Here is a 12,883-nt window from a genome sequence, read left to right as displayed (position 1 = left end):
ATCTGTATGTCAAGGACAAATTGCCGTCTGCGCGGCTATGCCCGCTGGCGGTCGAAGCCCGATTCACGCGCCAGGACGATGGCCTGCGAACGGTTTTCCACTTCGAGCTTCGAGAAAATGCTGGTGATGTGGTTGCGCACGGTCTTCTCGCACAGCCCAAGGTGGGCGGCGATCTGGGCGTTGTCGCGGCCCTGCGCGATCAGCACGACGATGTCGCGCTCGCGCCGCGTCAGCGTGCCGAAGGCCGGATCGGTCGACGGCGCCGGTGCCGGCAGGAACGCGCGCACTTCCTCGATCCAGCGCTCCCAGGCCGGCTCTGACTCCAGCAGCAGGTGGTTGCCACTGTCCAGCGGCACGAACCGCGCGTTGGGGATCATGCTGGCGATCAGCCGGCCTTCGTCGAACGGCACGCGGGCGTCGCGCACGGCGTGCAGCACCAGCGTCGGGCACGCAACCTGGGGCAGCAGCTCCACCACGTCGATGTCGTTGAAGATCCGCATGAAGCGCGCGGCGTTGACCGGCGACGTCGACACGCGCTCCAGTTCGTTGAACCAGCGGTGCTGCTCGGCCGTGCCGCCGGGGATGAACTGCGTGGTGAAGAACTGGCGGAAGGCCGGATTTTCCTGGCCCCAGCCGATCTCGGCCAGCCGGATCATCAGCTCGGCTTCCTCGCACATCTCGGGGCCCTGGTTGCGCTTCAGGCGGCCGCGCGCGTAGCCGCCGTGCAGCACCAGGTGGCTGACCCGTTCGGGGTGCGCCACCGCGTACGCCACGGCGATGGACGCGCCCTGCGAGATGCCGAGCAGCGCAAAGCGGTCCACGTTCATCGCGTCGACGATGGTTTCCAGGTCGCGCAGCCAGGCGTTGAACGACAGGTCGTCCACATGGCGGTCCGACAGCCCGCAGCCGCGTTCGTCGTAGCGGATCAGCGTGTGCTGCTCGGACAGCGCGCAGAGCATGTGGCTCCAGACCGGGCTGCCGACGTCGAACTCCAGGTGGCTCATCCAGTTGGCGGCCTTGACCAGCGGCGTGCCGCTGCCCGTGATGGCATACGCCAGGCGTACTCGGTCCGGGCAGGTGCATAGGCGGATCTGCTGCTTGAGCATCGGCATGGGCGGGTCGCGCGCGGGGCAGGTTACAGGCGGCGCGGCGTGCCGCCGCCGGTGGACGGGCGATGGCGCGCCGCCCGGGGTGGTGCCGCGCGACTCACCTATCTTAGACAACGAACCCCGCCTCGCCGACATCGATGAGGACAGTCGGCCGCGCAATGTGCGGAAGGCCAGACGCGGGGCGTGGGCCACGCGCCGGATCGGATACGCCACGGTTGGGGGATGGACGCGCCTTGCCGGCCCGCGCCGGCAAGGCATCGGCCGCACGGGGCTGCCATGCGGCCGGGAAGGCGGTTCCGGGGTCCGCCGGATCAGCAAGCTCGGCCGTCGTCAGCCGGACATCGTCCGACTGCGGCGGGCCCGGACCGCGTGACGCGCCAGGCGTCAGGCGGCGCGCATCGCGCAGTCGCCCGGGCCGCCCACGCTGCGGGCGCCGTCGGTGTACGCATCGCGCGGGCCCATGCGGTTGCCGCCATCGCTGAACGCATCGCGCGGCCCCATTCGGGCGCCATCGGTGTAAGGATCGAACGCCCCGCGCTTGCAGGCGGACTTGCCCACATGCAGCGCCGAGCCGTTCGCCGGCATGAATGCTTCGCTCCACGCCGCGTGGGCGGCCGGGGCGAATCCGATGGTCAATACGGAAACGGCGGAAACTGTGGAAACGGCAACCAGGGTCTTTGCAACAAACGTACGCATCGCGACTACTCCAACTTTTGAACTCCGATCAGAAGACGAACACGGATGGCCTTGGCCGGGATGGCGCTGGCCGATCCGTGACGACATTGTCGGAAATGGCGCGATGGTGCGTAGGAGACGGGTGTCCCGGTTTTCCGGGCGTTCGCGGGAAAACCCGGTGCCGGGACGTGGGACTTCGGTCCTGCACCGGGGGTAAACCTCGGGGCGGCGCGTCAGACCCGCGCGTGCTGGAGCGTGGCCAGGTAGCGGTGGATCTGCGCGACCACGGCGGCGCCCTCGCCCACGGCCGCCGCCACGCGCTTGGTCGATCCCGAGCGCACGTCGCCGATCGCAAACACGCCGGGCACGCTGGTTTCCAGCGTGTAGTCGGCCCGGTCCGTGCACGAATGGTGCGCCTCGTAGCCGGTCAGGATGAAGCCCTTGTTGTCGGTTTCCACGTGGCACGAGCGCAGCCATTCGGTGTTGGGCGCGGCGCCGATGAACAGGAACACGTGGCGCATCGGCACGGCCACGCAGTCCGGGCCCTGCGCGCGCTCGCGGTAGCGCACCGTCGACAGCCAGCCGTCGCCCTCCATCGCCGTGATCTGCGCGTGGGTGTGCAGGTAGACGTTCGGCAGGCTGCGCAGGCGGTCGATCAGGTAGCGCGACATCGTGGCTTCCAGCCCCTCGCCGCGCACGAGCATGTGCACCTCCGCCGCGTGGGATGCCAGGTACACGGCGGCCTGCCCGGCCGAATTGCCGCCGCCCACCAGCATCGCGTGCTCGTCCTTGCACAGCTTGGCCTCCACCGGCGACGCCCAGTAATAGACGCCGCGCCCCTCGTACTTGTCCAGCGATTCGATCTCGGCACGCCGGTACTGCGCGCCGCTGGCGATGACCACGGTCCGCGTCTGGATGCGCTGGCCGTCGTTCAGTTCCAGCACGATCGGGCTCTCGCCGCAATGCAGCGCGCGGGCTTCGAGCGGAATCGCCAGGTGCGCGCCAAACTTCAGCGCCTGCACGAACGCGCGGCCGGCAAGCGCCTGCCCGGAAATGCCCGTCGGAAAGCCCAGGTAGTTTTCGATGCGCGCACTGGCGCCCGCCTGCCCGCCCGGCGAGCGGCAATCGATCACGGCCACCGATAGCCCTTCGGACGCCGCGTAGACCGCCGTCGCCAGCCCGGCCGGCCCGGCACCGACCACGATCACGTCGTAGACATGGTCCGGATCGAACTCGGGCACCAGCCCCAGGCAACTGGCAAGCTGGCCCTCGTCGGGCGCGCGCAGCACGCTGCCGTCGGGGCAGATCACCATCGGGAAGTCGCTGGCCGGCGCCTTGCTCAGGTCGAGCAGGCAGACGGAATCGGTGTCGGTCTCCACGTCGATCACCCGGTGCGGATGCCCGTTGCGCCGCAGGAACGCCTGCAGCGACAGCAGCAGCGGCTGGGTGCCCTTGCCCACCAGCACCGGTCCGCCGCCCTGCTCGATCAGCCCCACCCGCCGCAGGATCAGCGCACGCATGATGCGCTCGCCCAGGTCGGCCTCGGCCACCAGCAACGCGCGCAGGCTGGCCGGCGGGATGACCAGGATCGTGCAGTCCTCCAGCGCCACCGCATCCACCAGCGCGGGCTTGCCGGTCAGTTGCCCGACCTCGGCCAGGAACTGGCCCGGCCCTTCCTCGGTGATCGGCGAGCTATGGCCCAGGCCGTCGCGCCGGTCGATGCGCACCCGGCCGGACAGCACCACGTGCATGCCGCGCCCCGCATCGCCCACGCGGAACACCAGCTCGCCGGCCTGCCACGTGCGCACCTGGCCAAAGCGCTGGATGCGCGCGATCTCGGCCTGCGTCAGCGTGGGAAACATCTGATGGCGTCGTGTCTCCAGATTCGAGAACGGCGCCTCCAGTTCGGCCGCCGGCGCCTGCGCGCCCGGCACCTCGTCGTTGTCTGGCCGGGCGTCGAGTTCCGACGTTGCCTGCGTCATCTCCATGCTGTTCCCCAAGTTCGGTGGTCAAGATTGCCTGGCCCGTACACCGGCCGCGCTGCAGAAGATAGTAATCCGCCTAGGCAGGAATCACAGACGGACTTTGGGACACGCCGCGCATGCACCGTCCTTGCGCATGGTCATGCGTCGTCCGGGGCGCCCCCTGTATGGTTTCGCACGCTACGCCGCCGGCGTGCCACCGTCATGACGATGAAAAAACCGACTGATTTCCAGAGCTTTAAATCATGGTGAGAATATTAAGCGCTCGCTACACTGTCCTGCGCGCCTTCAGGACGCACCGTCCGTCGCGGACCTCCGGGGCCCCGGGCGGCAGACCAGACAGCCCCCAGCAAGGAGACTAGATGTACCGCGATCGCATTCGCCTGGCCGCCCTCCAGGACAGGATCATGTCGGCCGAAGACGCCGCGACGCTGATCAAGGACGGCATGACCGTCGGCATGAGCGGCTTCACCCGCGCCGGGGACTGCAAGGCCGTGCCGCTGGCGCTGGCCCGCCGCGCCGCCACCGATCCGCTGCAGATCACGCTGATCACGGGCGCATCGCTGGGCCACGACACCGACCGGATCCTTGCCGAAAGCAACGTGCTGGCGCGCCGCTTGCCGTTCCAGTCCGACGCCGCCCTGCGCCGCAAGATCAACGATGGCGAGGTCATGTTCATCGACCAGCACCTTGGCGAGACCGCCGAGCAGCTGCGCAGCGGCCAGATCGGCCCGGTCGACGTGGCGGTGATCGAGGCCGTTGCCATCACCGAGACCGGCGGCATCGTGCCGACCACGTCGGTCGGCAACTCGGCCAGCTTCGCGCGGATGGCCCGGCAGGTCATCGTCGAGCTGAACCTGAACATGCCGGCCGGGCTGGAAGGGCTGCATGACATCGCCTACCCGGTGCAACGCCCCTACCGCCAGCCGATCCCGCTGATCGCCGTGGAGCAGCGCATCGGCCTGCCCTACATCCCCGTGGACCCGGCCCGCATCGCGGCCATCGTCATCACGGCGCGCGACGACAGCCCGTCGAACGCGCTGCCGCCCGACGCCGAGACCAGCCAGATTGCCGGCCACCTGAACGCGCTGCTGGAGCGCGAAGTGCGCGCGGGGCGGCTGGCGCCGTCGCTGCAACCGCTGCAGGCCGGCATCGGCACGATCGCCAACGCCGTGCTGCACGGGCTGGCCGACTCGCCGTTCCACGACCTGACCATGTATTCGGAGGTCCTGCAGGACAGCACCATCGCGCTGCTCGACGCCGGCAAGATGCGCGTTGCCTCGGCCGCGTCGATGACGCTGTCCGCCCCGGTGTACCACCGCGTGCTGGCCGACATCGACCGGTACCGCCAGAAGCTGCTGCTGCGGCCGCAGGAGATCAGCAACCATCCCGAAGTGCTGCGCCGGCTGGGCCTGATCACGATCAACACGGCGCTGGAATGCGACATCTACGGCAACGTGAACTCCACCCACGTGGGCGGCACGCACATGATGAACGGCATCGGCGGCTCGGGCGACTTCGCGCGCAACGCCTACCTGTCCGTGTTCGTGACCAAATCCGTGGCCAAGGACGGCCGGATCTCCAGCATCGTCCCGATGGTCACGCACGTGGACAACAGCGAGCACGACGTGGACATCCTGGTGACCGAGCACGGCCTGGCCGACCTGCGCGGCCTGGCCCCGCGCGAGCGCGCGCTGCAGGTCATCCAGAACTGCGCCGACCCGGCATACCGCGACGGCCTGCTGGACTACTACCGCCGCGCCTGCCTGCGCGGCGGCCAGACACCCCACGTACTGGAAGAAGCGTTCGCGTGGCACGTCCACTACCGCGAGCACGGCACCATGCCGACGCAGGCGGGCAAGGCAGCCAACGAGGAACTGGCGGCCTGAGGCTTGCCTGCGGGGCGACTCGCAGGTGATGGGTGCGAAAGCCCGAAGCGTTTGCTTCGGGCTTTTTTCTTGATGGCCACGCATGCGGCCGGGGCGATCGCATGGCAGTTAATTGCAGACACATAACCGCGCGAGAGCGTGACAAAGTGTGATGAAAGCCCCACATGGCGTCGCCGGGTTGGTAGGCTGCGCGGGCGTCGGTGTGGATCAAGCGCAGCCCATGTTGTCGCTTGACAACCGACTCTTTGCAACCTAACGTGGGTGGGGCTGATGGGTCGAACAAGACATGGAATACAACTTCACGCTGAAATACCAACTTTCCGATGACGACAACGATCACGACGAGATCGTGGAACGCCTGGGCGCGGCCGGCTGCGACGACGCCCTGGTCGGCATCGGCATTCCCGGGCGCATCGCCCTGATGTTCGCGCGGGAGGCGGAATCTGCCAACGCGGCGATCGTGACCGCACTGGCCGACGTCCGCGCGGCCGTCCCCGCGGCAAGGCTGGTCGAAGCCACGCCCGATCTGGTGGGCCTGACCGACGTTGCGGAAACCATCGGCGTGTCGCGCCAGAACATGCGCAAGCTCATGACAAGCCATTCGGCGTCGTTTCCGTTGCCGGTGCACGAGGGGTCTGCCTCGGTCTGGCATCTGGCCGACGTACTGCACTGGCTGGCCCAACGTGGCAGCTATGACATCGACCCGATCCTGCTCGATGTGGCGCAGGCCACCATGCAGGTCAATCTTGCCCGCAGCGCAACCCGCCTGCCGCCCGAAGTCCGCCAGCAGCTCGAACCGCTGCTAACCTGACCGGCCCCCTCGCACTTCCCCGAGCTTTTGCCCGGCCGCGAAGTGGCCTATTCTCTCCACACCACGCCAATTCGACCCATTGACGGGCGCGCGCCCGATCTTCGAGACCATGGAAAAGACTGCATTCGTGTTTGCCGGCGGCGGCAGTTTGGGCGCCATCGAGGTCGGCATGCTCCGGGAACTGGTGAACTGGGGGGTATCGGCCGACCTGGTGATCGGGGCGTCGGCGGGCGCCATCAATGGCGCGTACTTTGCCAGCAATCCGCACGCCGACGGCACGGCGAAACTGGAAGGCCTGTGGCGCAGCATCACGCGCGCGGAGGTGTTGCCGTGGTCGTGGCGCAGCATGCTCGGGATGATCATGGGCAACCGGGGGCATCTGGTGGAGTCGCAGGCGCTGAAGCGGTTGCTGACCCGCCATTTTGGCGAGGCCCGGATCGAGGACGCCCGGCTGCCGTTGCACATCGTGGCCACCGACATGCATAGCGGCGCGGAGGTAGTGCTGTCGTCGGGCAACATGGTCAAGGCGGTGCTGGCCAGCGCCGCCATTCCCGGCGTGTTCCCGCCGGTCGAGATCGACGGCCAGAAGCTGATCGATGGGGGCGTTGCCAACAACACGCCGGTGTCCACGGCGATCCGGCTGGGCGCCACGCGGATCATCGTGCTGCCAGCCGGCTTTGCGTGCGCGGAGCGTCGGCCGCCCAAGGGGGCGATCGAGCACGCGTTCAACGCCCTGTCGCTGCTGGTGGCCCGCCAGCTCGTGCACGACCTGGAACGCTGGGGCGATCACGCGCACATCGCCGTCGTGCCGCCGCTGTGTCCGCTGGACGTCTCGCCGTACGACTACAGCCGCTGCGGCGAGCTGATCGACCGCGCGGCCGGGGCCACGCTGGCGTGGCTGCGGGCGGGTGGGCTGGAAAGCCGCCGCGTGCCCGGCGCGCTGGAGCCACACGAGCACGACGCCGAAAACCCGAGCTGCAGCGCCGACATCGGCATGCCCGCGCCCGGCGCCATCCCCACCCATCACGGGCACGACCACTCGACCACCCAGCGCGGCCTCCACTAGCCCGGCCATCCAGACTGTTGGGCGCCGGCCGACGGTCTGGCACCCGGTGTTGGCATTCTCTGCCCAGGCATCCCGTTTTGTCGCGTCGAAAGTGGCGTTGGCCGCCTTCCGGGGCCGGGATTTCCGATGGCATGTTCTCTGCAATCTGACGGAGCATCCGCGGCGCCCGCCGCGGCATCGAGCGCGGCGCCGCCGCCTTGCTGATTCCGAGCGTTCGCGCTCCCCCGGAGACCGTCATGTTGATTCCGCCCCAGCCGCGGCCGGGCGCCGTCGCGCCGCGCCTGCCGCCCGAAGCCCGCTTCTTCCGCTACCGCCTGCGCGGATTCATCCTGCTGTTGCGGGTGCTGCTGCTCTGCTGGCACGCCGGGGCGCACGCCGACCGCCCGCTGCCGAACCCGCCCACGCAGCCGACGCTGCCCAATTTCCTGGAAGCCACGGCCGTCGATTACGCCCACAGCCAGCTGTTCAATACCGTGGAAGGCATCGCGCCGGTCCGGGAGCCGCGCAGCGCCCGCCCCGAGCCGTCGCCGGGCCCGGCGCCGTCCTCGCCAGCGGCCGGGGCGCCGATGCTGGCCCCGCCATCGGGCAACCTGCGCCGTGTGAACGCTCCCTGACACGCGCCGGTCCCTGCCCCGCCCCGCCGACGTGCAGTCTTTACATGCAGCCGGGCAACGCTTGCATGGCGCCGGCCCCGCCCCTTCGCCCGCCACGCCAGTCTCCACAAGGGCGGGCGGCGACGGTACGGAACTTGCCCCCATCCTGGAATGGCCAGCGACATGGCCAGCCGTGCCCGGCGGGATGCCCGTTGCGGCACGCATGGCAACCGCAACTTTTCAGGAGCGCAACATGGGCGACTACCAAAGCGAGCGATATCGCCGGAACACCCCCTGGCGAGCCGAGGACAACCGGCGCGACGACGACCTGGGTGACCCCTGGGACGACAACCGCGGCTCCCGATGGACCCGTGACGACTGGCAGCCAGAATCGTCGGGCGATAGCTGGGACGAGGCGCGCCGCCGCCAGCGGCTGACGCCGGGACAACTGAGCGAAGGCGGCCCCGTGCCGTCGGGCTACCGCAGCGGCAGCGAACAGGGCAGCAACCTGCGCTACGGGCTCAACGGCGGCTACGGCTGGGAGCCGGAGCAGGAAGAAAACTGGCGCCTGCAGGAGCAGTACAAGAGCCGGCAATACGCCAGTGAATATGGCGATTACGGTGACGTGGGCGACACGGGCGGCCAGCGCGGCCGGCAGCGCGGGCAGCAGCAGCGCGACTTCGGCGGCGAAAGTGGCTATGGCGGCTACGGCGGCAACTACGGCTCCGGCTACGGCGGCGGGTCGGGCGAGCGCTACGGCAGCCAGCAGCGCGGCCAGTTCAGCGACAGCGGCTACGGCCAGCAGCGTGGCTTCGGCAATGCGGACCAGGAATGGCTGCGCGAAGCCGAGCGGCGCGCGCCGGCCTATCGGGGCCAGCGTGGCCAGGGCGGGCAGACCGCCTACTTCAACGACCTGCGCAGCGACACCCGCTACTGGACCGAACCGCGCGACGAATGGGGCGACAACCGCCCGCAGCACGCGCAGCGCTACGGGCGCGACTACATGTCGTCGCGCGGCTACGACGAGGAGCTTGGCTACGGCCAGCGCCGTTCGTCCGGCAACGACTGGCGCGACCGTGACGACGACGACCGCGAGTACCGCGCGGAAGAACACGGCCCGCTCTACAACCTGGGCCACCGCATCGGCCAGGTCATGAGCGAATGGTTCGGTTCGGACTCCGAGGAAAAGCGCACCGGCCCGCGCGGCTACACGCGCACCGACGAGCGCATCCGCGACGAGATCTGCGAGCGCCTGACGTTCACCACCGGGCTCGACGTCCGCGAGGTGTCCGTCGACGTCGACAAGGGCAAGGTCACGCTGAGCGGCACCGTGCAGACGCGCGGCCAGAAGTACGACATCGAGGACCTGGCGGACAACACGTTCGGCGTCACCGAGGTCGAGAACAACATCCGCGTCCAGCGGCCGCAGGATGTCGATAAAGCGGTAAGCGGCGCCGGCGGCTTCAACGGCTGGTGATCGCGGCGGCGGCGCCTTGCCGCCGCCCTGGCCACCGCCTCCGTCCGGAAGGCTGATTGGGACTTGGCGCCTGTGTCACAGCGGGCGCCCTTTTTATGTCCGGGCCGGCACCCCGATGACTGTCCGCCGGTCAGGCCGCCAGCCGGAACACGCTGACCGCCTGTTCCATCCGCTCGGCCTGCTCCTGCAGCGCCCGCGCGGCCGCCGCGGCCTCTTCCACCAGCGCGGCGTTCTGCTGCGTCACCTGGTCCATCTGCGTGACGGCCTGGTTCACCTGTGCGATGCCGCCGCTCTGCTCGTGCGAGGCGCGGCTGATGTCGTCCATCATGCCGGTCATGCGCTGCACGGCTGCCACCACGCCGTCCATGGTCGCCGCCGTGTCGTTGGCCAGCGCCGTGCCGCTGGCCACGCGCCCGGCCGACTGCGAGATCACCGCGCGAATCTCCTTGGCCGACGTCGCGGCACGCTGCGCCAGCGTGCGGACCTCGCCCGCCACCACGGCAAAGCCGCGCCCCAGCTCGCCGGCACGGGCCGCTTCCACGGCGGCATTGAGCGCCAGGATATTGGTCTGGAAGGCAATGCTGTCGATCACGGCGATGATGTCGACGATGCGGCGCGAATCGGCCTCGATCTCGCTCATGGTCTGGCGCATCCGCACCACGGCCTCGCCGCCGGCCACCGCGACGCTGGCCGCCTCGGCCGCCAGCGTGCTGGCCTGGCTGGCGTTGCCGGCGTTCTGCTGGACGATCGACGTCAGTTCCTCCATGCTCGCCGCCGTCTGTTCCAGCGACGACGCCTGCGCCTCGGTGCGCTGCGACAGGTCGGCGTTGCCCTGCGCGATCTGGCCGGCCGCCACCAGCACGTTCTGCGCGCTGTCGCGCGTGTCGCCGATGATGCCGCGCCACGCGTCCACCAGCGTCATCAGGTGCCGCTTCACGTCGCTCAGTTCGTCGCGGCCGTGGGCCGCGATCCGCACGGACAGGTCGCCGCTGTTGATGCGCGCCACAAGGTCGGCCACGTCGCGCACGTCGTCGCGCATGCCCCGGCTGAACCCGGCGAACAGGTACAGCGCGCCGCCGACCGTCGCCAACGCGATGGTGGCCAGCAGCGCCAGCTTGCGCTGTTCCGCTGCCACTCGCTGGGCCAGCATGGTTTGCGCCAGCGTCGCGAACTCGCGGCTGACGGCCGACACGGCGTCGATCGCGGCCGTGCCTTCGGCGAAGTACGTCTTGGCGTCGATCGTGATGCCAGCGGACCCCAGCATGCTGACCTTGAGCGTGCGATAGAAGTTGTCGACGGCGGCCAGCTGGCGCACCGCCGCGGCCACGCGGTCGCGGTACTGCGGCGCGCCGTGCTCCACGCGCGCCATGTCGCGGCGCACCGTTTCCAGCCCGTCCTGGATCTGGTCGGCCAGCGCCGCCAGGTCGGCCTGCTGGGCGGCGTCGGAGTAGCCACCCTGCGCGATGATGCCGGCGCCGCGCCCGCGTGCCAGCGCGCTGACCTCGGCCAGCTTGGGCATCGGCCCGACCATCAAGTTGACCAGGTAGTAGGAACCGGCCTCGGGATCGAGCGCCAGCGACGAGCGGTCGGCCACGTCCGCAATGAACAGACGCGTCTGCTTGACCAGGTCCGTATGGCGGCCGAACAGCGGCGCGGCGGCCGTGTCCAGCCCGAGCCGGCGAATCTGCTGCCAGCCTTCGTCAAGCTTTCTGGCGTCGGGCACCACGTCGAAGGTCTGCACGGCCGCCGCCTCGGCCAGCAACGCCGCCAGGTGCTGCCCGGCCTTGCCATCGGCTGCATCGAACGTGGGCCGGAAGCTGGCGTTGCCCAGCAGCACGCCGTTGGCCGCGCCACGGCGCACCTGCGTCTCGCGCATGAAATCCAGCGCCAGCCCGGCCAGCTTCAGGCCGCGCTGCTCGTCGCGCGTCTCGTGGATCGACTGCACCGACTGGTTCAGCACGGCGAACAGCGCCCCGCACAGCGGGATCAGGAAGAGCACGGACAACAGCACCAGCTTACGCGAGATGGTCAGCCGCGCCATCAGGCGGATGGCAGGGGTCAGGAAAGCGGTCACGATGCTCCTTGTATCGAAGTCCTTTGCCCGCTGTAACGGCGTCAATGCCGCGGAATGAAGCCGTTTTTCCTGCGATTTCGGAGGGATTTTGATGTTGCACAACCGGGGTGCAGGCCGCGCACAGTGGGGGTGCGGCGGGGCACGGATTTGGCGCTGCGACGAGCGTCTCACGCCGATGGTTGGCTCCCCTCTCCCACTTGTGGGAGAGGGGTTGGGGGAGAGGGCCGGCGGCGCTATATGCGACGGGTCGGCAAGCAGAGCCTCGACGCCCTCTCCCCCAACCCCTCTCCCGCGCGCGGGAGAGGGGAGAAACCGTAGCCGCTTGAAACCCCTTACCTCAAGCCGTAGCCCCGCCATCCACCCCGATCGTCTGTCCGGAGATATAGCGGCCTGCCGGCGAGGCCAGCAGCAGGGCAAGGCCGGCCACGTCGACTGCTTCGGCGATGCGACGCAGGGGGATGCCGGCGGACAGGGCCTTTTCGCGTTCGGGGTCGCCCCAGAGCGCGTCGCGCGAGAAATCGGTGCGTACCGGGCCGGGGTTGATGCTGTTGACGTTGATGTTGTACGGTCCCAGCGTCTGCGCGAGGTTGCGCATGGCCAGGTCCGTGGCGCCCTTGGAGATGCTGTAGAGCGCCAGCATGGCCGATCCGCGGCGCGCGGCGATGCTCGACATGAACGTGATCGAGCCGTCCTTGCGCTCCATCATCTGCGGTGCCAGCGCGTTGACCAGCACGAGGTTGCCGCGCACGTTGCCGGCCATCACCTCGTCGAACTGCTCGGGCCCCTGCCCCAGCATCGACCCGACGGCCGTGCTGCCGGCCGCGTTCAGCACCAGCGCGTCCACGCGGCCAAACTTGGCCAGCACCTGGTCGGCAAACGCGCGCACGCTGGCCAGATCGACGATGTCGCAGGCAATGCCCGTGGCGTCGATGCCCTGCTCGCGCAGCCCGGCCGCCACCTGCTCGGACACATCGGCCGCCCGGCCCGACACAACCACGCGCGCACCGGCCTGGCCCAGCGCGCGGGCCATCTCCAGGCCCATTCCCTTGGTGGATCCGGTCACCACCGCGACGCGGCCGGACATATCGAACAGTTTGAACATGGCAGGTTCTCCTTTGGATGAGACAGAGGTTTCAACGGGGGTGTCGACGCTGGCCCGCCATCGGGTCATTTGGATGACGACCAACATCTATTGAATAAAGTATGG

10 protein-coding genes are annotated in these 12,883 nt (G+C 69.1%); 5 read left to right on the top strand and 5 right to left on the bottom strand.

Annotated elements, in window-relative coordinates; translation table 11 throughout:
- Window positions 1–35: 35 nt before the first annotated feature.
- The 3 genes from EHF44_RS24845 to EHF44_RS24835 all read right to left on the bottom strand — a co-directional run bounded on the left by EHF44_RS24845 (window position 36) and on the right by EHF44_RS24835 (window position 3,772).
- The gene (locus EHF44_RS24845) at window positions 36–1,112 is read right to left on the bottom strand and encodes an alpha/beta fold hydrolase (RefSeq protein ID WP_124686337.1); all 1,077 of its coding nucleotides are present in this window, start codon (window positions 1,110–1,112) and stop codon (window positions 36–38) included.
- 381 nt (window positions 1,113–1,493) lie between these two features.
- Window positions 1,494–1,745 (bottom strand): hypothetical protein, encoded by a 252-nt coding sequence (locus tag EHF44_RS24840; RefSeq protein ID WP_124686336.1) that lies wholly within the window; start codon window positions 1,743–1,745, stop codon window positions 1,494–1,496.
- Window positions 1,746–2,017: 272 nt separating this feature from the next.
- On the bottom strand, window positions 2,018–3,772 hold the full coding sequence (locus tag EHF44_RS24835) for an FAD-dependent oxidoreductase (RefSeq protein ID WP_124686335.1): 1,755 nt from the start codon (window positions 3,770–3,772) through the stop codon (window positions 2,018–2,020).
- 356 nt (window positions 3,773–4,128) lie between these two features.
- On the opposite strand from EHF44_RS24835, the gene EHF44_RS24830 reads away from it, so the two are divergent.
- From EHF44_RS24830 to EHF44_RS24810, 5 genes are all read left to right on the top strand, one after another.
- Window positions 4,129–5,655, top strand: a complete 1,527-nt coding sequence (locus EHF44_RS24830) for an acetyl-CoA hydrolase/transferase family protein (protein WP_124686334.1) — start codon at window positions 4,129–4,131, stop codon at window positions 5,653–5,655.
- Window positions 5,656–5,941: 286 nt separating this feature from the next.
- Entirely contained in the window at window positions 5,942–6,466 is a 525-nt protein-coding gene (locus EHF44_RS24825; RefSeq protein ID WP_124686333.1) for a helix-turn-helix transcriptional regulator, read from the top strand.
- Between the two features lie 109 nt (window positions 6,467–6,575).
- Window positions 6,576–7,532 carry a patatin-like phospholipase family protein gene (locus tag EHF44_RS24820; protein WP_124686332.1) on the top strand — a complete coding sequence of 319 codons (957 nt, stop codon included), beginning with the start codon at window positions 6,576–6,578 and terminating at the stop codon, window positions 7,530–7,532.
- A gap of 236 nt (window positions 7,533–7,768) precedes the next feature.
- Window positions 7,769–8,146 (top strand): hypothetical protein, encoded by a 378-nt coding sequence (locus EHF44_RS24815; protein WP_124686331.1) that lies wholly within the window; start codon window positions 7,769–7,771, stop codon window positions 8,144–8,146.
- Between the two features lie 232 nt (window positions 8,147–8,378).
- Window positions 8,379–9,602 (top strand): BON domain-containing protein, encoded by a 1,224-nt coding sequence (locus EHF44_RS24810; RefSeq protein WP_172966178.1) that lies wholly within the window; start codon window positions 8,379–8,381, stop codon window positions 9,600–9,602.
- A gap of 130 nt (window positions 9,603–9,732) precedes the next feature.
- Here EHF44_RS24810 and EHF44_RS24805 read toward each other — a convergent pair whose 3' ends face one another.
- The gene (locus EHF44_RS24805) at window positions 9,733–11,676 is read right to left on the bottom strand and encodes a methyl-accepting chemotaxis protein (RefSeq protein ID WP_301337488.1); all 1,944 of its coding nucleotides are present in this window, start codon (window positions 11,674–11,676) and stop codon (window positions 9,733–9,735) included.
- Between the two features lie 337 nt (window positions 11,677–12,013).
- Window positions 12,014–12,778 carry an SDR family NAD(P)-dependent oxidoreductase gene (locus EHF44_RS24800; RefSeq protein WP_124686329.1) on the bottom strand — a complete coding sequence of 255 codons (765 nt, stop codon included), beginning with the start codon at window positions 12,776–12,778 and terminating at the stop codon, window positions 12,014–12,016.
- Window positions 12,779–12,883 lie beyond the last annotated feature (105 nt).

Origin of the sequence: Cupriavidus pauculus (assembly GCF_003854935.1) — a bacterium.
GTDB lineage: Bacteria > Pseudomonadota > Gammaproteobacteria > Burkholderiales > Burkholderiaceae > Cupriavidus > Cupriavidus pauculus_C.
Note: the sequence above shows the minus strand (reverse complement) of the source record. Positions and strands in the feature narration are given on the sequence as shown.